This is a genomic window from Flavobacterium sp. U410 (assembly GCF_053570605.1).
The window spans coordinates 119,468-144,977 of the sequence record NZ_JBSEFI010000004.1 but is presented as its reverse complement, the minus strand read 5'-3'; the positions used below and the strand labels follow the sequence as shown (position 1 = coordinate 144,977).

General features: G+C 31.2%; 23 protein-coding genes. 19 read left to right on the top strand and 4 right to left on the bottom strand.

From position 1 onward, the window contains the following. Positions 1-75 precede the first annotated feature (75 nt). The gene (locus tag ACUSJC_RS04680; RefSeq protein ID WP_449268398.1) at positions 76-936 is read left to right on the top strand and encodes an AraC family transcriptional regulator; all 861 of its coding nucleotides are present in this window, start codon (positions 76-78) and stop codon (positions 934-936) included. A 282-nt stretch (positions 937-1,218) separates the two neighbouring features. Here ACUSJC_RS04680 and ACUSJC_RS04675 read toward each other — a convergent pair whose 3' ends face one another. From ACUSJC_RS04675 to ACUSJC_RS04665, 3 genes are all read right to left on the bottom strand, one after another. After that, on the bottom strand, positions 1,219-2,175 hold the full coding sequence (locus ACUSJC_RS04675; RefSeq protein ID WP_449268397.1) for a phosphoribosylaminoimidazolesuccinocarboxamide synthase: 957 nt from the start codon (positions 2,173-2,175) through the stop codon (positions 1,219-1,221). Between the two features lie 148 nt (positions 2,176-2,323). Then, complete coding sequence (locus ACUSJC_RS04670; protein WP_449268396.1) at positions 2,324-3,778, bottom strand: alpha-amylase; 1,455 nt, start codon at positions 3,776-3,778, stop codon at positions 2,324-2,326. A gap of 183 nt (positions 3,779-3,961) precedes the next feature. Beyond that, positions 3,962-4,912: a PhoH family protein gene (locus tag ACUSJC_RS04665; RefSeq protein ID WP_449268395.1), complete on the bottom strand. Its 951-nt coding sequence runs from the start codon at positions 4,910-4,912 to the stop codon at positions 3,962-3,964. Between the two features lie 106 nt (positions 4,913-5,018). Here ACUSJC_RS04665 and ACUSJC_RS04660 point away from each other — a divergent pair, with 106 nt between their 5' ends. From ACUSJC_RS04660 to ACUSJC_RS04605, 12 genes are all read left to right on the top strand, one after another. Then, positions 5,019-5,846, top strand: a complete 828-nt coding sequence (locus tag ACUSJC_RS04660) for an SAM hydrolase/SAM-dependent halogenase family protein (protein WP_449268394.1) — start codon at positions 5,019-5,021, stop codon at positions 5,844-5,846. 13 nt (positions 5,847-5,859) lie between these two features. Then, a complete protein-coding gene (locus ACUSJC_RS04655; protein WP_449268393.1) occupies positions 5,860-6,156 on the top strand; it encodes a putative quinol monooxygenase in 297 nt (98 codons plus the stop codon). 73 nt (positions 6,157-6,229) lie between these two features. Next, the gene (gldF, locus tag ACUSJC_RS04650; protein WP_449268392.1) at positions 6,230-6,955 is read left to right on the top strand and encodes a gliding motility-associated ABC transporter permease subunit GldF; all 726 of its coding nucleotides are present in this window, start codon (positions 6,230-6,232) and stop codon (positions 6,953-6,955) included. Next, the gene (gene gldG / locus ACUSJC_RS04645) at positions 6,955-8,637 is read left to right on the top strand and encodes a gliding motility-associated ABC transporter substrate-binding protein GldG (RefSeq protein WP_449268391.1); all 1,683 of its coding nucleotides are present in this window, start codon (positions 6,955-6,957) and stop codon (positions 8,635-8,637) included. The genes gldF and gldG overlap by 1 nt, the downstream gene beginning before the upstream one ends. An 88-nt stretch (positions 8,638-8,725) precedes the next feature. Continuing rightward, entirely contained in the window at positions 8,726-9,844 is a 1,119-nt protein-coding gene (dnaN, locus tag ACUSJC_RS04640) for a DNA polymerase III subunit beta (protein WP_449268447.1), read from the top strand. Positions 9,845-10,469: 625 nt separating this feature from the next. Continuing rightward, positions 10,470-11,861, top strand: coding sequence for a tRNA uridine-5-carboxymethylaminomethyl(34) synthesis GTPase MnmE (mnmE, locus tag ACUSJC_RS04635; RefSeq protein WP_449268390.1), 1,392 nt, complete (start codon positions 10,470-10,472; stop codon positions 11,859-11,861). A gap of 148 nt (positions 11,862-12,009) precedes the next feature. Continuing rightward, positions 12,010-13,140: a tyrosine-type recombinase/integrase gene (locus tag ACUSJC_RS04630; protein ID WP_449268389.1), complete on the top strand. Its 1,131-nt coding sequence runs from the start codon at positions 12,010-12,012 to the stop codon at positions 13,138-13,140. Between the two features lie 152 nt (positions 13,141-13,292). Further along, a complete protein-coding gene (locus tag ACUSJC_RS04625; RefSeq protein ID WP_449268388.1) occupies positions 13,293-13,859 on the top strand; it encodes a hypothetical protein in 567 nt (188 codons plus the stop codon). 103 nt (positions 13,860-13,962) lie between these two features. Then, on the top strand, positions 13,963-14,256 hold the full coding sequence (locus tag ACUSJC_RS04620) for a helix-turn-helix transcriptional regulator (protein WP_449268387.1): 294 nt from the start codon (positions 13,963-13,965) through the stop codon (positions 14,254-14,256). A 62-nt stretch (positions 14,257-14,318) separates the two neighbouring features. Then, positions 14,319-15,287: a replication initiation protein gene (locus tag ACUSJC_RS04615; protein WP_449268386.1), complete on the top strand. Its 969-nt coding sequence runs from the start codon at positions 14,319-14,321 to the stop codon at positions 15,285-15,287. Between the two features lie 197 nt (positions 15,288-15,484). Continuing rightward, complete coding sequence (locus ACUSJC_RS04610; protein WP_449268385.1) at positions 15,485-16,351, top strand: toprim domain-containing protein; 867 nt, start codon at positions 15,485-15,487, stop codon at positions 16,349-16,351. A gap of 134 nt (positions 16,352-16,485) precedes the next feature. Further along, a complete protein-coding gene (locus ACUSJC_RS04605; RefSeq protein ID WP_449268384.1) occupies positions 16,486-17,097 on the top strand; it encodes a BfmA/BtgA family mobilization protein in 612 nt (203 codons plus the stop codon). Here ACUSJC_RS04605 and ACUSJC_RS04600 read toward each other — a convergent pair. Then, positions 17,094-17,600 (bottom strand): hypothetical protein, encoded by a 507-nt coding sequence (locus ACUSJC_RS04600; protein ID WP_449268383.1) that lies wholly within the window; start codon positions 17,598-17,600, stop codon positions 17,094-17,096. The genes ACUSJC_RS04605 and ACUSJC_RS04600 overlap by 4 nt on opposite strands. A 518-nt stretch (positions 17,601-18,118) precedes the next feature. Between ACUSJC_RS04600 and ACUSJC_RS04595 the strand changes: the two genes are divergently transcribed. The 6 genes from ACUSJC_RS04595 (at position 18,119) to ACUSJC_RS04570 (ending at position 25,501) form a co-directional block, all read left to right on the top strand. Continuing rightward, positions 18,119-19,198 carry an FRG domain-containing protein gene (locus ACUSJC_RS04595; RefSeq protein ID WP_449268382.1) on the top strand — a complete coding sequence of 360 codons (1,080 nt, stop codon included), beginning with the start codon at positions 18,119-18,121 and terminating at the stop codon, positions 19,196-19,198. A 5-nt stretch (positions 19,199-19,203) separates the two neighbouring features. Continuing rightward, complete coding sequence (locus ACUSJC_RS04590; RefSeq protein ID WP_449268381.1) at positions 19,204-19,752, top strand: hypothetical protein; 549 nt, start codon at positions 19,204-19,206, stop codon at positions 19,750-19,752. 315 nt (positions 19,753-20,067) lie between these two features. Beyond that, positions 20,068-21,552, top strand: coding sequence for a hypothetical protein (locus tag ACUSJC_RS04585; protein WP_449268380.1), 1,485 nt, complete (start codon positions 20,068-20,070; stop codon positions 21,550-21,552). Positions 21,553-21,607: 55 nt separating this feature from the next. Next, positions 21,608-22,885 carry an SIR2 family protein gene (locus ACUSJC_RS04580; protein WP_449268379.1) on the top strand — a complete coding sequence of 426 codons (1,278 nt, stop codon included), beginning with the start codon at positions 21,608-21,610 and terminating at the stop codon, positions 22,883-22,885. After that, positions 22,878-24,641: an ATP-binding protein gene (locus tag ACUSJC_RS04575; protein ID WP_449268378.1), complete on the top strand. Its 1,764-nt coding sequence runs from the start codon at positions 22,878-22,880 to the stop codon at positions 24,639-24,641. Before ACUSJC_RS04580 ends, ACUSJC_RS04575 begins: the two co-directional genes overlap by 8 nt. Positions 24,642-24,646: 5 nt before the next feature. Then, positions 24,647-25,501, top strand: a complete 855-nt coding sequence (locus ACUSJC_RS04570; protein WP_449268377.1) for an abortive infection system antitoxin AbiGi family protein — start codon at positions 24,647-24,649, stop codon at positions 25,499-25,501. The last annotated feature ends 9 nt before the right edge of the window (positions 25,502-25,510 follow it).

The following is a 25,510-nucleotide window of genomic DNA, read 5'->3' as shown; positions in this document are numbered from 1 at the left end:
ACAGGTTAAAATGTATAGATTAATCTTTGATAAAGATTGTCTTATATTTGCATTTTATAATATTTATTTTTTTAAATGCCTGAAATTATAAAATATTGTCATACTGATTTAGATAGCAAACAGTCCTTTAAGTTTGAGCATGTACATATAAAATGGGATAATCAAATTCACTTACATCGACAAGACTATTGGGAAATTGCTTTTATAATTACAGGAAGAGGAACACGAATTATAGGAGATAATGTCGAATCATTTGCTGAAGGCGAAATCGTATTATTGCCTCCCAATATTCCACATTGTTGGTCTTTTAATGAAACGGCTCATGATGACCAATTGAAAATTGAAAATATCTGCATCTTTTTTTCTAATGATTTTTTAAAAAAGTTAAAACTAAATTTCCCTGAATTCCAAGAAATAATTTCCAATGTAACAAATATTAAGGATGGAATTGAATTCAAAAACGAAACCTTAATTAAGTTACAAAGCATTCTAAATACAATGCTTGGTCAGAATGACTCAGAAAGGTTTATTTCTCTTATTTCAATATTGTCTTTAATTGCATATTCTCAAAATATAAATATTGTGGGACACCCTACCGTTGAAGATAAAAGAGTAAAAAAAATGCAAATTTTAGAACTATATGTAATGAATAATTTTCACAATACCATTTCATTAGAAGATGTATCTGATTTTTTAGGAATGGAAAAATCTTCATTTTGCGTTTTTTTCAAAAAAATGAAACAGCAAACTTTCTTTCAATTTTTAACTGAATATAGAGTAACGGCTTCATGCAATCTTATGTTAAACACATCTATGACATTTGCAGAGATTGCTTATTCGTGTGGATTTAGAGATATCCCCTACTTCAATAGAGTTTTTAAAAAACTAAAAAGTGTGACCCCAAGTCAATTCAGAACGATGAATCGTGAAAAATAATTTCAAGGTAAGAGAAACTAGAAGATTAAAGGCTAAACCTTTTATTCATTAAAAAAAGCATAAACTAAATATTGGAGCCATATCGATCAAATTTACAAAGAAATCATTTGTAAAATATCTTTACACTCCCTGTTTATTCCTTTAGAGTTGCCCCATAACACAATATCTTCTATTAAAATATTGCATATTTCATTAAAAAAGCTGCCTCAAAAGCTTAAGAATTTATAGAAATTCGGCTTTAGAAACAGCTTTTATTATTTTCTTTTCTAAGAAAAGGGAAATTTATCTTTTACTAAGGTATTCCAATACGTTTTTTTCAATACGGTCTGCAATATCAGAAATATCAGCTTTAACAAATTGTTCTCCGATGATATTCTCGAAAAGCTCAATATAACGATCCGAAACCGATTCGATGTATTCGTCTGTCATTTCCGGAATTTGCTGTCCTTCTTTTCCTTGAAAGCCATTAGCAATTAACCATTGGCGCACAAACTCTTTTGACAATTGTTTTTGCGCTTCTCCTTTATCTTGTCTTTCCTGATATCCTTCTGCATAAAAATAACGAGAAGAATCCGGCGTATGAATTTCATCGATTAAAACAATTTGTCCGTCTTTGGTTTTCCCGAATTCATATTTGGTATCCACCAAAATCAAACCTCTTGATGCTGCAATTTCCGTTCCTCTTTGGAATAATGCACGCGTATATTTTTCTAATACTTCATAATCCTCCTGAGATACGATTCCGTTTTCTAAGATCGCTTCTCTGGAAATGTCTTCATCATGTACTCCGAAATCTGCTTTAGTTGTTGGTGTAATGATGGGTTCCGGAAAACGGTCGTTTTCTTTCAATCCCTCCGGAAGAGCTACTCCGCATAACGTTCTTTTTCCGGCAGCATATTCGCGAGCAGCATGTCCTGATAAATAGCCACGAATTACCATTTCTACTTTAAAAGGTGTACATAAATGCCCCACAGCTACATTCGGATCCGGCGTTGCAATAAGCCAATTGGGTACAATATCTTTTGTCAACTCCATAAAACGAGTTGCAATTTGATTCAGAATTTGTCCTTTGTAAGGAATTCCTTTAGGCATCACTACATCAAAAGCCGAAAGCCTGTCGGTAGCGATCATGACTAAAAGTTCGTCGTTAATATTATACACTTCCCTTACTTTTCCTTTGTAAACAGACTGTTGTCCCGGGAAATTGAAATCAGTTGAAATAATAGTGTTGTTGTTCATTTGTTGTTGTAACTGAGTTTTACTCCGTAATTTATTTGTAGTTAAACGAATTATCTGCAAATGTAATTTGTTTACCTATATTACCAAAAAACAATTTTGCTTTTATGATAAAAAAAGTCATCTCTTATGGGAAATGACTTTTATTTTTTTACATGTTTATGGACCAGACCGAATATCCTTTAGGCGGACATTCTATTTTTACCCATTGATTGCTTTGGGTCGTTGGATACCAACCCGAATTTCCGGTAAAATCTTTGATTTGAGTATTACTCCAGTTGGTTTGTATCCATCTTTCCTGCCAAGAGTCAGAATTATTAAGATACACAATTAATCCCGGATTTCCTCCATATCCGTTTCGTCTGGCTATGTATTCGTCACTATCTGTATACAGAATGGTTGTATTTCCGGTAGCTTTATTGTTGTGTATCCAGATCAGGTTGTTTAATTTGCTTTTATCCAGCCATTCTTCATAATCTCTGTAAAAAATAGTCGGATAGCCTTCGTGTGTTAAAATATAAGCATACGCTAAATATTTACTCCATATTTCATCGGTATCATGATTGGTTACAAACGTTACAGCTTTATATGGGTTTCTTTTCCACATCATGTCGTCGTTTAACACATTCAGATTATTTCCGTCAAAAGCATCATTCATTTTATAATAGCAGGCAAAATCAAATACCGAACTGTTTGCATTATTAGCCCACCATTCTAAAGTATTTACATTGGAATCCCAATATTCTCCTACTGAAAATCCTCCGACACTTGCATTCCAGTTATTGACTACCCAAGGACCAAATCCTTTAACATAATCAAAACGCCATCCGTCAAAACCGATGGTATTTTTATAATATTTAGCCACGGCATCTGATCGGTTCCAAAGCCAGTCTTGTACATAAGGATTAGCATGACAAAGATCGGGATATCCGCCAAAAGCACCTTCGTCATTATTGCCATAACTGTTTTTGTAAAAATCATGATAACTTCTTAAGAATTTACCGGAAGCCACACCTGAAAAATCAGTCCAAGTATTGGTTCCTGTATAAGGATTGGCTTCTAGCTGCCCTCCACTATTGTGATTAATCACGATATCGGCATAAACCTGCATGTCTTGCAAATGGGCTTCATTAATAAGAGAGACCAATTCTGCTTTTGAACCGAAACGCGTTTCTACCGTTCCGTTTTGATTGTAATCGCCCAGATCAAAATAATCTGTAGGATCATATCCCATGGAATAGCCTCCGCCTTGCCCTTTTGATGCCGGCGGTAACCAGATTGCATTGATTCCGGCATCAGACCAAGCTCCGACTTTTCCTTTAACGGTATCCCACCAAACGCCTCCGGGGGTAGGATCCCAATAAAAAGCCTGCATCAGTACTCCTCCTCCGGGACCGGCTACAAATTTTCCGGTTTGACTAGTTATTCCTGTTTGACTTACTGTTCCGGTACTAAAGGGTTTTCCGTCATGAGTTGTTACCTGAATGGCTTTAAACTCTTTTGAAGAGGCACTGGGTGCGTCTAATTGCTCTTCTTCTTTGTCACAGGAGAAAAAAGAAAACAACAAGCCGAATACTAAAATTCCTAATTGCTTTTTTGATTTCATAATTTAGTTTTTAGTGATTTAAATCTAAATTTAATACAAAATCAACAAAAAAATACACTTAAAAAAATACATATCACAACTAAAACGTTTTCGTGTTAATAAATTATTAGAAATCATTGTTAAACACAAAATAAAAATCCGATTACAAAAGCAATCGGATTTTTATCATTATTTCTTCTCAAATTAATCGTGATTTTCGATACTTTTATAAGCATCAATAATCTTTTTCACCAATTTATGTCGGACAATATCCTTATCGTCGAGATAAATTATGCCTACTCCTTCTACATCTTTTAAGATCAAAATAGCTTCTTTTAACCCTGAAATCGTACGTCTTGGTAAATCTACCTGACCCGGATCGCCCGTAATCATGAATTTAGCATTTCGTCCCATACGTGTCAGGAACATTTTCATTTGGCTGTGGGTGGTGTTTTGAGCTTCATCCAAGATCACAAAGGCATTGTCTAACGTTCGTCCGCGCATAAAGGCTAATGGCGCAATCTGAATGATTCCTTTTAGAATGTAGTCTTCCAGCTTTTCCGGTGGGATCATATCACGCAACGCATCGTATAAAGGTTGCATGTACGGATCCAGTTTTTCTTTCATATCTCCCGGCAAAAAACCTAAGTTTTCACCTGCTTCTACCGCAGGACGCGTTAAAATGATACGTTTGACCTGTTTTTCCTTTAACGCTTTTACCGCCATAGCAACTCCGGTATAGGTTTTTCCTGTTCCGGCAGGACCGATAGCAAAAACCATATCGTTTTTGATGACCATATCGACCAATTTTTGTTGGTTTGGTGTCATGGCCTTAATCAATTTTCCTCCGATACCGTGTACTAAAATTTTATCGCGGTCGTGCATGTGGTGTGTTTCCTGGCTACTGGTTTCCAACACACGTAAAATAACATTTTCATCAATGCTGTTGTAACGTGTGAAGTGAAGCATTAATCTTCGGAATTTCGTTTCAAATTCGTCTAAAATTTCTTCTTCACCATAGACCTTTAAAGTGGCACCTCTTGCTACAATTTTAAGCTTGGGATAATATTTTTTAATCGCTTCTAAGTGAATGTCTTGCGGACCCCAAAAATCTTTAGCGGTTATATCTGTTAATTCAATTATTCTTTCGTTCAAAGGCTTTATAGTTTAAATTGTTTTTCGTGTCTTAAAATTATATTAGCTTTGTATTCAAATTTAAGAAAAACTACTGTTCGTTTTCTAATAAGTTATAAACAAATTTATGTCAATAATTACGCTGATCACCGATTTTGGCTTGAAGGATCATTTTGTAGGTGCTACTAAAGGTAAAATTATTTCCGGTTACAAAGAAGCGGTTATTGTTGACATTTCGCACGACATTGATTTGTTTAATACTACGGAAGCCGGCTATTGTATTGCGGCAGCTTATAGCAGTTTTCCTAAAGGTACCATACATATTATTGGTGTGGATAGCGAACGGCACGGCGATACACAGCATCTTGCCATGCAATGGGATGACCATTTTTTCATTTGTGCCGATAATGGTATTTTGAGTACTTTGACCCAACGAAAAATTCCGCAGAAAATTGTAGCTATTAATATTCACGACCGCTTACAGGAAAACGCAACCGACATGGATGTTTTTGTTGCGGTGGCGTGTCATATTGCCCGTGGTGGTCATTTGAACGTTATCGGTAAAGAAATCGAAAGTCTTAAAACCGTTAACGAATTGGTTCCTAAAGTAAATGATGCTCAGAATGCTATTCAAGGAAATGTCGTTTATATTGACCATTTTGGAAATTGTGTAACCAATATTCCGCAGAAATTGTTTCAAGAAATGGCGCGCGGACGTTCGTATGAGATTTCGTTTCACAACAAAAGAATCAACACTATAAAAAAATCGTATTCCGATTTTAATACCTCAGAAAAGTTTACTTTAAAAGACTTTGAGGGCGAGCGTTTGGCTTTATTTAACGAAAATGGTTTGTTGGAAATTGCGATTTACAAAAGCAATCCTAAAACGGTAGGTTCGGCTAAATCTTTATTGGGTTTAAAATTCAGAGATGTTGTTACTATAACTTTTTCATAAAAAACACGTTGTTATGTTTATACGCATTGTAAAAATGAGATTTCACGAAGATAAAATTGAGGCTTTTTTAGAAAATTTCCATCAGTTTAAAGAACAGATCAGAGGTTTTGAAGGCAATCATTTGTTGGAATTGTACCGAGATAAAAATGATCCCCGAACGTTCTTTACTTACAGCTATTGGGAGTCGGAAGAGCATTTGAACAACTATAGAAAATCGGAACTTTTCGGACAAGTTTGGCCGTTCACCAAAACCTTATTCAGCGATAAACCCGAGGCTTGGAGTGTTGATAAAATGGCTAGTTTGCCTTAATAAACAATTTGCATTTCATTTTTTCGAATGCTAAAAATACCATACTTTTAAACCAAAATTTACAAACCAGTTCATGAAGGCGTTACTGTTACGAGAAATTAAATCCTTTTTTGGCTCACCCATTGGCTACTTAGTCATAGCCATTTTTTTATTGCTGAACGGATTATTCCTTTGGGTATTTGATGGCGATTATAATATTTTAAATTCCGGATTTGCCGATATGAGTCCGTTTTTTAAATTATCGCCCTGGATCTTTATTTTCCTGATCCCGGCCATAACCATGAAGAGTTTTTCGGATGAAAAAAAACAAGGGACTTTGGAACTTTTGTTTACCAAACCTTTATCGATCTGGGAAATTGTAAACGGGAAATTCTTAGGTGCTTTTACCTTATCGGTTTTAGCTTTATTGCCTACTTTAATTTATGTATGGATGATCTCTTATTTTGGGTATCCTCCCGGAAATATTGACATGGGAAGTACTATGGGATCTTACTTCGGTTTGCTTTTTTTAGTAGCTTCTTATACCGCCATTGGTATTTTTACCTCTACCCTTTCCGACAATCAAATTGTTGCTTTTATTCTTTCGGTTTTTATTTGTTTTATCTTTTATTTTGGGTTTGATGGTGTTGCTAATTTATTAAAACAAAGCAATTCTTTCATTGCACAATTGGGAATGGATTATCATTTTAAAAGTATGGGACGTGGCGTGATTGACACCCGAGACGTGTTGTATTTTGTGAGTGTTACCACTACTTTTTTGGCCTTTACTGTTTATAAACTTAAAACGACTAGAGGATAATGAAAAAGAATAAAAAAGCCTTACAACAGTTAGCGTTAACTTTAGTTGTTTTAATCGTATTGAACTTTGGCGGACAGTATATTTTTAAACGTTTTGACTTAACACAGGACAAACGGTATACATTGTCGCCAACCACGTTGAACATTATTAAAAACGTGGACAGTCCGTTGTATGTGGACGTTTTTTTGGAAGGTAATTTCCCTCCGGAATTCAGACGATTACAAGACGAAACCCGTCAGCTTTTAGAAGAGTTTACCGCTTATAATCCTAATATTATTTTTCAATTTGCTAACCCAATTGAGAAAGAAGAGGAAGCGTATGCGGTTATGAAACAGTTTACCGAAAGAGGTTTACAACCGTTGAGTATTACTGTAACCGATAAAGGAAAACAATCGCAAGAAGTGGTATTTCCTTGGGCTGTTGCCAATTATGGAGACAAAGGTGCTAAAGTGGCGCTTTTGAAAAACCTGATGGGGGCTTCAACCGAAGAAAAAGTAATCAGTTCGGTGCAACATTTAGAATTTGCTTTTGCTGAAGCTTTTAATAAAATCACCACTCAAAAACAGAAGAAAGTTGCCATCATCAAAGGGAATGGTGAATTATCGGATGCTTATATTGCCGACTTTTTACAAACGGTTAGAGAAAGTTATTTTATTGGTCCGTTTACCCTAGATTCGGTAGCCAAACAACAACCTACAGAAACTTTAGCCGAACTTAAAAAATATGATTTAGCCATTATTGCGAAGCCAACTGAAGCTTTTTCAGAAGAAGAAAAACAAGTTTTAGACCAATATATTGTCAATGGCGGAAAAACACTTTGGTTAGTCGATAACGCACCTTTAAACTTTACCGATTTGAACAACGAAAACGGTATGGCGGTTGCGGCTTACAACGATCTGAACTTAACGGATATGTTCTTTTCATACGGTTTTAGATTGGACCAACAAATCATTAAAGACGAATATGCTACGCCAATCAAATTGGCTACAGGAAAGCAAGGCAGCGAAACCCAATACGAACAATACTTATGGCGATTTTCGCCTTACATTTATCCGGTTTCCAACCATCCGATTGTGAAAAATATGGAAGGCATCAAATTTGAATTTGCCTCGCCTATTGAATTGTTGAAAAACGACATTAAAAAAACGGTTTTATTAAGCAGTTCTGAAAATTCCAGACCCATTGGGCTGCCTGCTCCTATTTCCTTAGATATGGTTACCGAGCAAACGAGTCAAGAAGACTATATTGGAAAAGGATTGATTCCGGTTTCGGTTTTACTAGAAGGTTCTTTCTCATCTATGTACAAAAACCGTGTATTGCCTTTTAAAGAAAAGGATTATAAGGAAGCTGGTGTTGCTAATAAAATGATTGTAATTTCTGACGGTGATGTGATTAAGAACCAATTGGAGAACGGAGTGCCTTTAGAATTAGGATTTGACAAGTGGACCAACAATCTATATGGTAACAAAGAGTTCTTAATGAACTGTGTGAACTACCTTTTAGACGACACCGGACTTATTAACATTCGCAGTAAAGACGTTAATTTGCCTTTATTGGATAAAGAACGTGTGTACCAAAACTACAGTTGGGCGCAAGTCTTAACTATCGGATTACCAATAATTATCCTTGCCTTTTTCGGTTTTGTCTTTACTTACTTACGAAAAAGAATGTATAGTCGCTAGTTGTTGATAAAATAATGTTGCGTATTGCTGATAATTAAAATATATTTGTGAAAATAAAACCCTATATTGGATTTTTAATCAAAAGATGATGAAGTTTATTGTTTCAAGTTCGTATTTGTTAAAACAGCTACAAGTTTTAGGAAGTGTTATTAACAGTAGTAACACCTTACCTATTTTAGATAATTTCCTTTTTGAGCTAGACAATACCCAATTAACCGTTTCGGCTTCCGATTTAGAGACTACAATGTCAGCAACTTTAGAAATTGATTCTAATAGTCAAGGAAGTGTTGCGATTCCTGCAAAATTGCTTTTAGATATTTTAAAAACGTTCCCGGAACAACCTTTAACGTTTACTGTGGAAGACAATAATACTGTAGAAATCAGTTCTAATTCCGGTAAATATGCTATTGCGTATGCCCCGGGAGATGAATTTCCAAAAGCAGTAGTGTTAGAAGAACCTTCTTCTACTCTAGTTCCTGCAGAAGTGTTATCTACAGCTATCAGTAAAACTATTTTTGCTGCGGGTAACGATGATTTGCGTCCGGTAATGAGTGGCGTTTTCTTCCAGTTTTCTCCGGAAGGATTGATTTTTGTTGCTACAGATGCTCATAAATTGGTTAAATATTCACGTACTGATGTGAAAGCTTCTCAGGTGGCTGATTTCATTATGCCTAAGAAACCTTTGAATATTTTAAAAGGAATTTTAGCGGCTTCTGATGCTGAAGTGACTATTGAATATAATGATGCTAATGCTACTTTCTCTTTTGACAACTACATTTTAACGTGTCGTTTGATTGACGGAAAATATCCGAACTATGAGGCGGTAATTCCGAAAGAGAATCCGAATAAATTATTAATCAACCGCGTTCAATTCTTAAGTTCTGTGCGTCGTGTGGCTATTTTTGCTAACAAGACAACGCACCAAATTCGTTTGAAGATTGCCGGAACTGAATTGAATATTTCAGCAGAAGATATTGACTACTCTAACAAAGCTGACGAACGTTTGACTTGTGATTACCAAGGTGATGATTTGCAGATTGGTTTCAACTCTCGTTTCTTGACTGAAATGTTGAACAATTTATCAAGTGACGAAATTCAATTGGAAATGTCGATGCCAAACCGTGCCGGTATTCTTACTCCGGTGGATGGCTTAGATGAAGGCGAAACCGTGACTATGTTGGTAATGCCTGTTATGTTGAGTAACTAGTTTAGTTTACAGTCACAGTAAACAGTCGCAGTTTACAGTTTTCAGCTATGCTGCAAACTAAAAACTGATAACTGTATACTCAAAATTTATAACCAACCCTTAACCTAAGAACCGTTATAGCAGTAAAATGTTATGCGGTTTTTTTGTGTTTGTTACACAGAGAATCGCAAACACTTTTTAATATTGAATATTGAAGTTTTTTTAACCACAAGGTTCACTAAGAAGTCGCTAAGTTCACGAAGATGTATTCAAATATTGTGCTGAGAAACGCAAAAGTTTAAAATGGTGAATATTCAATGAGGAATAACGAATGTTAAAGTTTTTTAACCACTAGGAACACTAAGAGCACTAGGTTTTATTACACAGAGAGTCACTAAGAAGGCGCTGAGAATCGCAGATTTTTTTGAATGTTGAAGTGTAGTGTATATAAGTAACTTCACTTTTTACTTTTTACTTTTTACTTTTTACTTTTTACTTTTTACTTATTTTCCGCGTGAGGGATGGAAGCGGCATCTTTTTGACATCTCGACTCCGCTCGATGTGACAAAAAATATAGCGGACAGCCCGACCGTAATGAAATGGAGGGCACGCCCAAAAAATTAGTATCTTTGCAAAAAAATTGGTTATGATTCCACAAGAAACTATTGTTGCCTTAGCGACGCCATCGGGTGCGGGTGCTATTGCGGTTATTCGTCTTTCGGGTAAAGAGGCGATTTCTATTGCGTCAAAGGTATTTCAATCGGTTTCCGGGAAGGATTTAAGTAACCAAAAAACGCACACGATTCACTTAGGGCATATTGTCGATGAAGGAAGAGTGTATGACCAGGTTTTGGTTTCTTTGTTTAAAGGACCGAATTCGTACACGGGGGAACATGTGGTGGAGATTTCATGCCACGGTTCGACTTTTATTCAACAGCAAATTATTCAATTATTGCTTCGTAAAGGAGCTAAAATGGCGCAGGCAGGTGAATTTACCTTGCGTGCTTTTTTGAACGGGAAATTGGATTTATCGCAGGCAGAAGCGGTGGCTGATTTGATTGCGAGTGACAATGAAGCGAGTCACCAGATTGCGATGCAGCAAATGCGTGGTGGTTTTAGTAATGAGATTGCCAAACTGCGTGAAGAATTGCTGAATTTTGCTTCGCTTATTGAATTGGAATTGGATTTTAGTGAGGAAGATGTGGAATTTGCGGATAGAACGGCTTTTCACCAACTTTTAGAGCGCATCGAGTTTGTTTTGAAACGTTTGATCGATTCGTTTGCTGTGGGGAATGTGATTAAAAACGGGATTCCGGTGGCGATTGTGGGTGAACCTAATGTGGGAAAATCGACGTTATTGAACGCTTTGTTGAACGAGGAACGCGCCATAGTTTCGGACATTGCCGGAACGACACGTGACACGATTGAGGACGAATTGGTGATTAAAGGCATTGGTTTCCGTTTTATTGACACGGCCGGAATTCGCGAAACGAAAGATCACGTGGAGAGCATCGGTATTCAAAAGACTTTTGAAAAGATTGAACAGGCTCAGGTGGTTTTGTTTTTAGTGGATAGTTCTCAGTTGGCAGTTGGCAGTGTGGAAGCTTTAAAAAATGAAATAGAACGCATTAAAAATAAATATCCGCAAAAGGCTCTTTTGGTGTTGTTTAACAAAAAAGACTTATTGGCTGCCGATTTAATAATGCGTTTGACAGCGGAAGTTTCGAACAGTTTGTTTATTTCGGCAAAGAATAAAGAAGGTATCGAGGAACTACAGGAAGCTTTACTATCGTTTGTGAACACGGGTGCGCTACGCAACAACGAGACGATAGTGACGAATACGCGTCATTATGATTCGCTTTTGAAAGCTTTGGAAGAAATCCAAAAGGTGAAATGGGGATTAGACAGCGGCATTTCTTCGGACTTGATGGCAATCGACATCCGTTCGGCATTACATTATTTCGGTGAGATTACGGGCGAAGTGACTAACGATGAGTTGTTGGGTAATATTTTTGCTAATTTTTGTATTGGGAAATAATTTTAGTTTCCTTTACTTTTCTTTTATTTCTTTTGGTTGATTTATAAGTAGTTAAGAAAATTTTCACTTGTTTATCTGTTCCTTTATTGATACATTTGTTTCATCTCATGTACACCTTTTGATTAAAAAGATGTAAAAATGTACACCTATGCAAATATCACTAAAAAGGAAGAAATTAAAAAATGATAAGTACAGTCTTTATATTGAATATTATAAAGGCTCACAACTCGACAAAGATGGAAAACGCATCCATAATAGAGATTTTGAGTATTTAAAATTATATCCACATCAAAATCCGAAAACAGCTTCAGAGAAAAAAGAAAACAAAGAAATCGAAGTTTTGAGTGAACAAATCCTTTCAATTAGAAAAGCTGAGTTTTTTCAAGGAAGATTTGACATAAAAAATACTGCAAAATCAAAAAGACGCTTTTTAGATTTTTTTGTTGAGAAAACAGAAGAAAAAATTAATTCTCCAAAAAACTATGGAAACTGGACAGCTACTCTTGTACATTTAAAACAATGTATAAGTCCAAATTTACAATTTGAAGAGATAGACGAGAACTTTATTAAAAAAGTCCGTAACTATTTTGATACTGAAGCTAAAACAAAAAGTGATACTCTCCTATCCTTAAATTCCAAATATTCGTATTTTAATAAGTTTAAAGCTTGTCTTAGAGCAGCATTCGATGAAGGCTATTTGTCTATAAATTATGCTTCAAAAGTAAAGTCTTTTGAACAAGCTGAAAGCCAACGAGAATATTTAACTTACAAAGAGCTTCAAGCTCTTGCAAATACAAATTGTAAATACAGCGTTCTCAAAAGAGCTTTTATTTTTTCATGCCTTACAGGTCTAAGATGGTCTGATATTAATACAATGACCTGGAGTGAAGTTCGAGACGAAGATAACGGTATTAGTAGAGTTAACTTCCGTCAAGAAAAAACAGATGGTGTTGAATATCTTTATATTTCAGAACAATCAAGAGATTTACTTGGTGAAAGACAGCATCCTTCAGAAAGGGTTTTTAAAGGTTTAAAATATGGCGTAGTCTATAATAATGAAATTGTGCGTTGGTGTAACAGAGCCGGAATTTCAAAACACATTACCTTTCATAGTGCTAGACATACAAACGCAGTTCTTTTACTTGAAAATGGAGCTGACATTTACACTGTTTCAAAGCGATTAGGACATCGAGAGATTCGTACCACAACGATTTACGCTAAGATTGTCGATCAAAAAATGAAAGAAGCCGCAAGTTTAATTCCTGAAATACAATTATAATTATGTACACAAATTTTATCACATATACAGTTATAGGTTTTATAACCTTAAATATCATTTTTCAAACTATAATTTATATTGGATATAATCAGAAATTTGTTTTTGAATATCTTTCAAATGAAAAAAGTAGTTGGAACCCAAATATTGATAGAATGAAGCTAGCAACTTCAATACTATTTATGCTCTTTTCCATTTTTTTAATCAATTCGATAATAAAAAAAGAAGCTCCTGTTTATGGAATTATTATTGTAAATACAGTTCTACCAATACTTTCTTTATTAATTTACTTCATTTTAAATAAAACTAACACAGAAAAGAAAAATACAATTGATTTTGAAATAGTTGAAAACAAATATGACTTTAAAATTAATCTAACAAAAGAAGATTTAGCAAGAACCTTCGATATTCTACTAAAAAATGATATAATAAAAAATATATACGATTTTGATTCAATTCCTGATAAAGAAAAATTCATTGATATTCTTATCTCTGGAAAATTACCTGAAGAAAGAATATTTAAATTAGAATTGGATAATATCCAAACAAAATTTATATATGAAAAAATTAAACTAAATAGTAAATTATTTACACTTGAAAAATTTTTAATGATTTTTGGAAATAAAAATCCTAAAGCTACTCCAAATTCAATCACTACATCATCAAATAAATCTATAAATGAAACACCTAAAAATATTGAAATTTTAAAGAATTTATTCTAAAAGGTTAACATTCTACAAAAAAGGTTAACACTAATAAACCTAATAACTTTTTTATTTTTTTCCATTACTTCTTTTGCTGTCATAATCTTAAAAATAGACAGCAATGGAAAGCAACGACGTAATTTTACAAAAGCTAAATCAATTAGAAGTTTTAATTGTTAGTACCGCTAAACAAATCTTTACGGTTGAAGATTTAATCAACTATACTGGATTCTCTAGAAGCTACATTTATAAATTAGTACATAAGAGCATAATCCCCTATTCAAAACCAAATGGTAAAACACTGTTCTTTCAAAAAAATGAAATTGATGAATGGTTATTACAAAATAAATCAAACTCTATTTCTCAATTAGAGCAAAAGGCAATTGATTATACGAACTCAAAAAATAATCGATAAAACAAGATAATTATCTGTTTTACACATTGTCTTTTATACATTAAATTAAACTTGATAGAGTTTTGAAGAACACTATATACATAAGAAAACCAAATCACATTTTAACTGCTCGATTTACCTTGTCAACTATTGAATATAACATCATTTATTTCATTATTGACGAGCTTATGAAATCGCAAAGTTCAGATGTAAACATGGTTTATTCCGAACAAGAAATAGTAATTGAATTAAAAAAAATTGAGAAAAACCGAAATTATAGTCGAGTAGAAAGAGCAATAAATACACTGGGATCAAAACAAGTTAAATATATTTTAAACATCCCAAATAAAAATAAAAGTTCACAACAAGTTGAAATTAATGTTACCTCTTTAATTAGTGGACTCAAGTATGTCAAAAACTCAGAACGTATATCATTTTTTATTCCTTCTCAAGCTTGTAAATTTTTTTGCTATTTAGGTGGTGGATATACTTCAATTCAAAAAACTATAATTATTGGATTAAGCTCTATTTATAGTAAAGCATTGTATGAATTATGCTGTAGATGGAAAGATAAAGGAGGGTATAATTGTCGTATTGAAGATTTAAAAATCGATCTTGGAATAGAAAACAAATACAAGCAAATTGCACATTTCAGACAAAGAGTTTTAGATGATTCTATATCAGAATTAAAAATGAAAGCAGATTTGTATTTTAGTTATTCTTTAAAAAAATCAAAAAGAAGTTATGACTATATCTCTATTAAGATACATAATAATTATGAAAACAAAAGTGGCTATACTGGTGTAAAGGAAGAACATTACGTATTTGTTTATACATTCTTAAATAGATTCTTTCCTAATTATGAAAGCACAAAAACTCTTGATTACACAGAAGCTCTTGTAAAGAATAATAAAATTCAATTAGCTTACGATAGGTTTATACGTTTGGATGATGATTTTTCAAGTGGTAGAAAGACTAAAAAAGATATTTTCAGTTTATTAATTAACGTAATATTACCAGAACTTGAAATAATAAAATCACACACAAAGTAAGTTAAGTGTGAATAAGTTCTAAACTTCGTCATTTTGTGTGATTTGGTTCGTCAATTTGTGTGATTTAAACATTTAAACTTCGTCAATTTGTGTGATTTACCTTTGTTAACCCCAATAAAATAAGCGCTTAACAACCCTGTACAATAGGTTAACCTATAATTAATTATACAAGTTAAACGAAAAAAAAAAATTTCCTGATGAAAAAAGAAAAAATCAGTTTGGAAAAAGCTCGTAATATCTCGATTGAATTAGTACTTCAAAAAATGAATTATACACCATCAAAAACAATTGGATTTGACATTTGGTACTCAAGTCCCCTACACGATGAAAAAACACCTTCATTTAAAATAAACACCAAAATCAACAAATGGTATGATCACGGGCTTCAAAAAGGTGGAAATACAATTGATTTTGTCGCAATTAAATTTAATTACTCAATTTCTGATGTTTTAAATTTTTTAGAAAGTTATTCAAATGAATCTATTTTTTCTTTTCAAAAGCAAAAAAATATTACTTCCGATTTTATTCAAGCTGAAACTAAAATAAGTATAATTAAAGTAACTGAAATTCAACACTATGCTTTAAAAAAATATTTAGAAAACCGAAAATTTTTTTTCTACGAAAATGAATCGAATTTAAAAGAAGTTCATTACGAAGTAAGCGGAAAAAAATATTTTGGAATTGGTTTCAAAAATAATATTGAAGGCTATGAAATTCGTTCCAAATATGCCAAAATATGTATAGGTAAAAAAGATGTCTCTCTATTGGTAAAAGGTTATAAAAACAAATTAAGAATTTTTGAAGGCTTTTTTGATTACTTATCGTTCCTAAATAAATTCAAATCTGATTCCGATTTTTTAATTCTAAATTCAATAACCTTAATTAATCGTTGCGATGAAATTTTATCAAAATATGATGAAATTGAATTGTTTTTTGATAATGATGCAGCAGGAAATGAACAAACAAAATTGACACTTGAAAAATTTAATAATGCAATAGATTGTAGAGCATTTTATAAAGATTTTAAAGATTTAAATGAGTGGCTTTTGAATACTACTTCTTAAGTGTATTCTCAAATACGCAAGACGGAACGGAGTTAACACTCCATTCTACCAATAAATACGACATTAGTTTTTATAAAAAATGGATTAAAAGTGGAATTTTTAATTTAATTTATTTATTATCAAATATTTAATACATGGAAAATCATTTTAGAATAAAAGGTGTTTTATCTGAACGATGGGACAATTTAAAGAGCAGGTTTGGTTATAGAAAGAATCCTGATTTGTTAGATGATATATTAACTTTTTTTGAAACAAATCCAGTTAATCCTAAAGAAAAATTTGGAGGTTTGTTGCAGGATGTTTTAAACAAAATGGATGAATTTAATAAAGATAATAATCGAGTTATTGCAGTTGTTAGAAAAATAGAAAGTGATAAATTAAATCCAATTTTTAGAGCAGTAACTCAAGACCTAGACCATAAACTAAATGTTATAAAAAAATGTGTTTATGATGAAGATAAATTATATAATAACTCTTCACAAAATGTTACAAATATAGAACCAAAGACTAACGAAAAAGAAATAGAAAATGTTATTAAAAAGTATGAAGAAAAATTAAAATACCAAGATAATTTGTATAAGCTTTTAGAAAAAAGTAACGAAGACAATCAGAAAAAAATGAGTTCCATTTGTAAAAATCTAAATGAAATAAAGAATAAATATTCTGTAGAAAAAGGAACATTTTCTAAACCAAAAATTGTTCTTGAAATTTCAGAAAAAGAATTTTTAGAATTAATAAAATATTAAACTACGGTTGATTTTTTAATCGTGAATTTTTCTAATACTTTCATGTATTCTTGTTTTGAAATTTGTTGTTTTTGCTTGAACTTTTCTTCGTATAAATCAGCAAAATAGAGTTTAAAATAAATTAAAACAAAAGCATTTAACTCGTTGTTGGACACATAATTATTCATCATTTTTAAAAATTCAAGCGGGATATCAATTTGCTTATTTTTAAAAAGCTTTTCTATTTCCATTGTGAATAAAAACAATAATCCATTATAACTCTTATGATCCTCAAAAATATCTTTGAGGATTTGTTCTCTATCGTCTTTGTCTAATTTTATTAAAATTGAACTAAATATGGAGTTCATTTTAATATTTAGACTTTCTTCAACTGAAGCTCCAGGTTTGTTGTCTTGAATAAAACTTACAGATAAAGCTTCACTATCTTCATTGAAAACTGGCTTATTAAAATCTTCAAATAACAAATAGTTTAAGATTTTTTGAAATACTCTTTTCCCTTTCATAGATACAAAAAAATGCGTGAGACATTAGCCAACCGAAATAGAGGTACTAGGAGACCCAACAAACAGAAGACTACGCCCACGCAAGTATTATGCACAGGCGTAAGCCTATTAATTCATTGGTTTGTTTAGAAGATTCCTAGTTTTCTATTTCCAAGATTAATAGCTTACGCGATTAAATATTTTCGAACTGTAAAATTATTAAAAGTTAATTCAATTAGCTAATAATTTTTCTTTCCTTTAGTTTCTTTTGTTAATAACTAGTTTAAAACTTATCTTACAATAAACTGATTAATTTATTAAATTTGAATTCCCCCTACCAACAAAACAAGTTTAATAACTTAAGCTTGTGAATTATTTATTTATTTAGATTATAAAAATCATTTTTGTAATCATTAATAAAAATTAAATCAAAATTTATAACTCAAATTGATGCTACCGATAAAGTCATAGACTAAATGGTTTATGAGTTGTATGGGTTAACACAAGAAGAAATAGAGGTTGTTGAGAATTGTTAGGTCATGGATAAATTAAATTTCTTATATCATTATAATATTACTCTTCCTAATCGAATAAATCCGAAAGGAAAAAAAATCAGAGGAGTTAAACCTATTATATATGAAACGTATTATGAATATAATTTTGAAGATGCATTAACATTTTTAGATGCATTCGATATAAACATATCAGAGCTTTATCAAGAAAATAACAATCCTATTTTTACTGATTATATATACAGAGGTCATAAAGATTCGACCTGGGAATTGCTCCCTAGTATTTATAGAAAAGGAATTAATGAAACAGAACAAGAATATAGCGGTAGAATTAATATTTACAAATCAGGTAATGGCAATTTACATGGTAAAGAAGTAACAGCTTTTGTAGATTTTATTAAAGGAATGGATTCACTAGGATTCGATATTACAGACGAGTCTTTCGATTTAATAAATATAAATAACAAAATCAGCAACTTTAATGGAACAAATTATAGAATTCATGAAAGTCAAAGTTTTCCTAAAAAAGAGCAATTAAGCGAACTCGCATTAGCACAGCATTATGGTGTAAAAACTAGGTTACTTGATTTTACAGAAAATCCGTTGATAGCAATATTTTTTGCCTCTGAAAGTTGTTTTCCTTTTGAAAAATTAAATAAAGAAAATACAAAGAGAATTGGAATATGGGTTATTCCAAAATTATTAATTGAAGCTATAAAACATATTAGATATATCGAGTATATAGATGTAAAAAAATTTCAAAATGAATACATTAGAGCACAAAAAGGTGTTTTTATAAACTATTTTCCTCCGGTAAATAATTTAATTGGTAATGTAAAAAATATAGAAAAATCAACTTTTCTTGATATAACATATACTTTAGACAAATTACTATCAGATAAATATAACAATGAATTTTTGGATAAATTAATTATTGAACATATTGGAAAACCAATGCTTTTCACATTACCTCATAATGAATTAGAACCTATAGCTAAAAAACTAAACCAATTAAATATAAACTGGGTAACATTAATGCCTAGCCTTGATGGTGTTCAAAAAGAAGTTGAAAGACAAAAAAGTAAACCTTATTCAAATTTAATTTAATCAAAATGGGCAATAAAAAAGCAAATAAGAAATTTGAGTTGGGCTGGGAAAACTACAGAAACTCTATAATTGAGAATAAAAATAAAAGTCAAGATGATTTTGAAAAGTATATTAATATTTTGGCATCAGGTGGTATAATTATATCATTAACTTTTTTAGAAAAAATTGTTACAATAACTCAAATCTCTTTTCTATGGTTTTACATTATTGGTTTGCTATTATTTGTAATAACTCTTTTATCTAATTTATATTCTCATTATAAGTCAATCAACGATTCAGATGAAATTATAAAAGAAATTGACGAAAAAAAATATGATGATATATTTAAGAATATTGAAAAAAGAAATAAACCAATCAACACTCTTAATAAAATTTCAATTTGGAGCTTAATATTAGGAACTATTTTAACCCTAACATTTGTAACAATAAATTTATCAAATATGGACGAAAATCAAACTTTACAACCAAAAGACAACCCCAAAAGTCAACCTGAACCAAATACAGGAAGGATAAACCCTACACCACCTCCAACGATAAAACCAAAAACAAATTAATAAACTATGAGTAGTAAACCGAAACCAAAAGTTGGGCAATCAGTAACGTTGGGAAGACCCAACATTGCACCTAGTAATTCTTTAAAGCCAAGTAACTCAAAACCAAAGGATAAAAAATAGATTAATTTAAAAATTAATGAATTAGAGAAGTTTGTAACAAAAAAAATTTCAACCTTGTAAAGATAATTTCTGAAACTAATTAAAAACATAGAAGAAGAGAATGATTGGGCAAACAATATTGAAGGGAACCCAATTCATATAACCCAAGCCGAAAGTGGTGCAAAGGGTTATTATTGTATGGGTTGTGGCAAAGAAATGCAGGCTGTTAAAAGAAAAATTAAAGAATACAAATCTTATTTCAGACATCATGTCAAAGATGTGGATAATTCTAAAACAGAGTGCGTACATGCTAGTAAAGAATATAGAGAAAAACTAGCATTTCTCTATTTCATGAGAACAAAACAAATTACAGTTCCAGCTGTTTATAAATTTCCACCAAAAGGAGTTGAAGGATTTCCAAATCTTCTAAAAGAAAAAGAAACCATATTTGCTCATAAAGTAGACAAAGAAGTTACTTTTTTTGAAGATGAAGAAGGTGTAATTCATTGGGGGAAAGATGTCAAGGTAGAAGAACGTTATTTATGGATAAGACCTGATGCTGTTTTCTTTGACAAAGAAGGAAAACCTATTTTATTCATTGAATTTGTTGTAACACATAAACCTGATATTGATAAACTCAATAAACTTCAAAGGTTAGGAATAAATACTGTTCAAATTGTAATTCCAAAATTACCTGAAGTCGAATTAGAAAAAGAAATTAGTAAAGTATCAAAAGTTAAATGGACATATAATGAAATCGAATCCAACACCGAATATGTACCAATTTCCGAAGGAAATACAGAAGGAATTCCATCAATTGATGACGACCAAAGAAAGCTTTTTGAAGAATCTTACAAATGTAGAGCAGCGCAAGTTGGAAATCTTATACGGTCAATTACTCGATGTTTGGAATCGCAATTATACAAAAGAGCTGAACGACTCTTTGAACAAGAAATACAGCGAATTGAGAAAGCTACAAGAGAGCATCAATCAAGACTGGATGATATACAAGATGGAATTGAGAAAGAAATATACTCAGAACTTGGAAACAGAAGAGAAGAAATTGACAATAGAAAAGAAGAATTTCAAAAATACTATTCAGGTTTGGAAAAGAGATATAATACGAAGAGAGAACAACTTATCGAAGAAGAAAGTTACGTTGACGCAGAAATCGAGTTCAAATATAGTTTTGGAGAATCTGAAGATACAATACACGAAGAGTTTGAAAGAAAAAGAAGAGAACTTGAATATCAAGAAACAGACCTTGACGCAATGCAAGAAGTCTATCGAAGAGAAGAAAACTCAATTGACAGAGATATTAGAGAAAATAGAGCCATTGAAGATTATTTTGGAGGAACAGAAGAGTCTATTCGAGACAAATTTGAACAACTTGAAAAATCAGAACAAGAAAACTTTGAACAGCTTAGAAAAGGATTTGAATCAGAAATTGCAAATATTGGAAAACTCAAAGCCGACATTGAAAGCGAATTTCGAAGCGACATTGAAAGGAGATACAAACAAATTGCTAAACGAGTTGACAAAAGAGATGTACAAGGAGGAGACGAGTTGTCCGAAAGAATTAAAAGCATACTTGAATTACGGGGATTATTCGACAGCTATACTAATGGTCAAGCAGCAATCGAAAAATATAGAAAAGGAATACAACTCATTAAAAATGGAACTTGGAAAGAATGGAATTGATGAAGAATGGTTTATGGAGAGAGTAAATAGATTCTAGTAAAAAAATCTTTGTAATATGAAAAAAGAATATTTATACTTAAATGGTCAAAAATCAGTAGAGGTTGAATATAATGATGATATTGTAAACAATGTATATATTGATGGTAAAATTCATGATTTTAAAGAAGAAAAAAATCCAAACAAATTAGACTATGCTAATGCTGTAAAGCGCGAAAAATATAGAGCTTTTTTAAATAATCAATTCGAAAATCTAATTGTATTATCTGGAGCAGGATCTTCCATTGGAGTTGGTAAAAATATCTTTGAAAATAATAAGGAGGTTGAGCGAAAGGGGAAAATAATGTCCGAACTATGGGACGAAGTTGAGAAGGAATTGACAAAACCAATTTTAGATAGATTTTGTAAATTAGTTACTTATAAGGAATTTAAAAGTGAAGAAGAAAATGTATACTTAAAAAATCTTGAACGATTATTATCATTAGCGAATATTGCAAAAGATTTTGTAACTGATAATATAGAAGAAAGCGATGACATTAAAAAAATTGACATAAAAAAAATCATAATAAAAATCGAAGGGATTATTAAAGAAAATTGTACTTTAACATTACCTGATGATGCACCTCATTTACTTTTTTTAGAGAAAATAACAAAACGAAAGGTAACTTTACCAAGGGTAAAAATATTTACTCTTAATTATGATACTTTATTTGAACAAGCAGGCAAAAGAAAAAATTTTACAATAATTGATGGTTTTTCTTTTTCACACCCTAGAATATTTAGTGGTAGAAATTTCGAATTAGACATTGTTTCTAGGAATCTTAGTCGTGTAAAAGAAGAAGATAATTTCATTCAAAAAGTATTTCATTTATACAAACCACATGGTTCTGTTGATTGGTCAAAAGGAGACAATAAAATTTTTCAAATGGAAAATGTTGAAAATCCTTTAATGATATTTCCAAAAGACAGTAAATATGAAAGTTCATATGAACAACCATATTTTGAAATGATGTCTCGTTTTCAACAAAATTTAAGAACTGAAAATATAATACTTATCTGTATTGGTTTTAGCTTTAATGATAAACATATAGTAACCGCAATAATTGAAGCTTTAGAACAAAATCCAAGTTTTCAATTAGTTATTGTGAATAAAGGAATTGACGAAAAATCAAATAGCCTAAAACCTTTTATTGAAGCTGCAAAAAAGCATAATAACATTGTATTAATTTCTGAACTATTTATGGATTTTGCAACTAATTATCCTGACTTAAAATCATATAATCAAGAAGACTCTAAAAAGATTATCCTCAACTTAAATCAAATAACTAATGAGTAATAATCCTTTCAATCATAGTCATTTCATTGGTTATATAAATCAAGTAAATCCTCAATTTGTTAAGGTTCATTTTCCTTCATCAATTTTAATGAAATCTTTTACATTTTATGGAGAAGAATTAAAAGGTGGTTTAGTAGGCAATTATGTTGTAATTGAAGGTGAAAAATTTGGTTTTTTAGGTAAAATATTAGAATTAAGCTTACCTGAAAAAGAGAGATTAGAATTAAGTGAAAAATCATTTAGTACTAAAGAATTTCATCCAACAGGAAAAATTGAAATAATGCTTTCTTTTGAGTTATTTAATCCTTCTAAAATTGATAAAGGGCTTAACTCTCTGCCAATGATTGGAGCTAAAGTTTTTATTTGTTCTTCAAATTTCATAAAAGACTATTTTAAAAAATTTGGTGTTAAAAACGACTACGAAGGCACTCCTCCTACTATAAATTTAGGTCATCTAACTTATGACAAGTCCACAGTTGTAGAATTATCACAACAGGCATTATTTGGAAGACATTGTGCAGTTGTAGGGACAACTGGTGGTGGTAAAAGTTATACAGTAAGTAAATTAATTGAAGGCATTACTAACAATAAAAATAAAGCTATTATTATTGACCCTACTGGGGAATATTCGAATTTCGATAATGATACAGTAAAATCAACTGCTCCTCTAATTCTTTCAAGTGATTCTTTTTTACATTACACAAATCTAACAATTTCAGATTTATTTGTATTATTAAGACCTTCTGGTCAAGTACAAGCACCAAAGCTATTAGAAGCTATAAAATCACTTAAAATATTACGAATTTTAGAAAATAATATTGATGGAGATTTTATTATCAAACCTGACAATAATACTTATTCTATAAAAATAACAGAAACTTTAAGAGAAAACATCTATATAAAAGATAACAATATACTCAAAATGGGGCAATTAATGCGACCATTTAACAGAGTTTACAATAAATTTATTGAACAAATCGAAGGAATTAATTCAAATTTTGATATAAAATGTTTGAGTTTACAAATAATAAAAGAGTGTGTTTTTGATGTTGACAGGACTGATAGTAAAAAATGGGGAGGTAATAATGATTCGCACTTAAATAACTGTATCAGCCTAATTCTTAGAATAAATAATTTACTTAACAATCCTGATTTTAAAAGACTATTTGGTTTTGACAAACAAAAAAATGATAATTCAGAACTAATAGATGGAATCAATAATTTTTTAAATAGCGATAAAAATTTATTACGAATTGGTTTTGAAAATGTAAGTTTTGATTTTCAAGCAAGAGAAATTTTAGCAAATGCAATTGGAAAGTTTTTATTAGAATTAGCTAGAAAAAATAATTTTAAAGAAAGACCTTTAGTTCTATTTATTGATGAAGCTCATCAATACTTAAACAAAAAAGTAAAAGATGAATATTTTGAGGCAACAGAATTAAATTCTTTTGATAGTATTGCCAAAGAATGTAGAAAATATGGTTTGTTTTTATGTATTGCAACACAAATGCCAAGAGATATTCCAAATGGTACATTAAGCCAAATTGGAACATTTATTACTCATAGATTAATAAATTATCAAGATAAAGAATCTATAGCAAACGCCTGCTCATCTGCAAATCGTGATACTTTATCCTTCTTACCTGTTTTGGGTTCAGGAGAAGCCATTTTAATGGGTGTTGACTTTCCAATGCCAGTAATGTTAAAAGTTGAAAAACCTGAAATAACTCCTAATTCCAACACACCACAATTTTAGCATTTATGGAAGTAAATATTAGTTCAAATACACTGTTTCATTTTACCAATAAAAAAAATTATTTATTAAGTATTCTGAAAAATGGTTTATATGTTAGGTATAGTTTAGAAAACTATCAAAACCTCATTAACAATAAAGCTGAAATAGTATTTCCAATGACTTGTTTCTGCGACATACCATTATCTCATGTGAAAAATCATACAAAAACTTATGGTAGATATGCTATAGGACTAACAAAAGATTGGGGAATGAGGAATAAAGTAAGTCCTGTTATTTATGCTTATCCAAATTCTGAAACAACTCAAACTCTAAATTACGTTTTTGATAACATTGAAAGTTTCTTTGATATAAATAAAGAAGAACTTAAAAACATAAAATTATCAAAAAACACTGCAAAAATTTTTGAGCATTATGATAATAGAGAAAAAGAATTAGGTAAAAAAATTAGTTCAGTTCATAATAATCTTTCAAATTTTATCAGATATATTAAACCGTACGAAGGTAAATTTTTTAGAGATGAAAACTATTTAAAAAACAAAGTTAAGTTTTATGATGAAAGAGAATGGCGCTTTACTCCTTCTCGAGATTTTCTTTTAGATAAAAAAATTAAAGACAGCTATTCAAGAGAATACTTTATTGATCCTATAAGAAGAAGAGCTCTTAATATAAAACTTGCTAAACATATAAAATTAAAATTTGAGCCTAAAGACATAAAATTTATCATTGTAGAAAATGATATAGAAATTCCAGAAATGATTAACCAATTGGATATGATTTTTGGGAATAAGGCAACTTCAAATGAACTAAAGCTTTTGAGTACTAGATTGATATCAATGGAACAAATTTTAGAGGATTTATAAATATAAAAT

Bases quoted from the DNA above. Each gene is read 5' to 3' on its own strand.
- ACUSJC_RS04580 (WP_449268379.1), top strand. From the start codon at position 21,608: ATGAAAAAAGAATATTTATACTTAAATGGTCAAAAATCAGTAGAGGTT.
- ACUSJC_RS04575 (WP_449268378.1), top strand. From the start codon at position 22,878: ATGAGTAATAATCCTTTCAATCATAGTCATTTCATTGGTTATATAAAT.
- ACUSJC_RS04610 (WP_449268385.1), top strand. From the start codon at position 15,485: ATGAAAAAAGAAAAAATCAGTTTGGAAAAAGCTCGTAATATCTCGATT.
- ACUSJC_RS04605 (WP_449268384.1), top strand. From the start codon at position 16,486: ATGGAAAATCATTTTAGAATAAAAGGTGTTTTATCTGAACGATGGGAC.
- ACUSJC_RS04590 (WP_449268381.1), top strand. From the start codon at position 19,204: ATGGGCAATAAAAAAGCAAATAAGAAATTTGAGTTGGGCTGGGAAAAC.
- ACUSJC_RS04585 (WP_449268380.1), top strand. From the start codon at position 20,068: ATGCAGGCTGTTAAAAGAAAAATTAAAGAATACAAATCTTATTTCAGA.
- ACUSJC_RS04620 (WP_449268387.1), top strand. From the start codon at position 13,963: ATGGAAAGCAACGACGTAATTTTACAAAAGCTAAATCAATTAGAAGTT.
- ACUSJC_RS04680 (WP_449268398.1), top strand. From the start codon at position 76: ATGCCTGAAATTATAAAATATTGTCATACTGATTTAGATAGCAAACAG.
- ACUSJC_RS04660 (WP_449268394.1), top strand. From the start codon at position 5,019: ATGTCAATAATTACGCTGATCACCGATTTTGGCTTGAAGGATCATTTT.
- dnaN (WP_449268447.1), top strand. From the start codon at position 8,726: ATGAAGTTTATTGTTTCAAGTTCGTATTTGTTAAAACAGCTACAAGTT.
- ACUSJC_RS04570 (WP_449268377.1), top strand. From the start codon at position 24,647: ATGGAAGTAAATATTAGTTCAAATACACTGTTTCATTTTACCAATAAA.
- ACUSJC_RS04600 (WP_449268383.1), bottom strand. From the start codon at position 17,600: ATGAAAGGGAAAAGAGTATTTCAAAAAATCTTAAACTATTTGTTATTT.
- gldF (WP_449268392.1), top strand. From the start codon at position 6,230: ATGAAGGCGTTACTGTTACGAGAAATTAAATCCTTTTTTGGCTCACCC.
- gldG (WP_449268391.1), top strand. From the start codon at position 6,955: ATGAAAAAGAATAAAAAAGCCTTACAACAGTTAGCGTTAACTTTAGTT.
- ACUSJC_RS04595 (WP_449268382.1), top strand. From the start codon at position 18,119: ATGGATAAATTAAATTTCTTATATCATTATAATATTACTCTTCCTAAT.
- ACUSJC_RS04655 (WP_449268393.1), top strand. From the start codon at position 5,860: ATGTTTATACGCATTGTAAAAATGAGATTTCACGAAGATAAAATTGAG.
- ACUSJC_RS04630 (WP_449268389.1), top strand. From the start codon at position 12,010: ATGCAAATATCACTAAAAAGGAAGAAATTAAAAAATGATAAGTACAGT.
- ACUSJC_RS04675 (WP_449268397.1), bottom strand. From the start codon at position 2,175: ATGAACAACAACACTATTATTTCAACTGATTTCAATTTCCCGGGACAA.
- mnmE (WP_449268390.1), top strand. From the start codon at position 10,470: ATGATTCCACAAGAAACTATTGTTGCCTTAGCGACGCCATCGGGTGCG.
- ACUSJC_RS04670 (WP_449268396.1), bottom strand. From the start codon at position 3,778: ATGAAATCAAAAAAGCAATTAGGAATTTTAGTATTCGGCTTGTTGTTT.
- ACUSJC_RS04625 (WP_449268388.1), top strand. From the start codon at position 13,293: ATGAAGCTAGCAACTTCAATACTATTTATGCTCTTTTCCATTTTTTTA.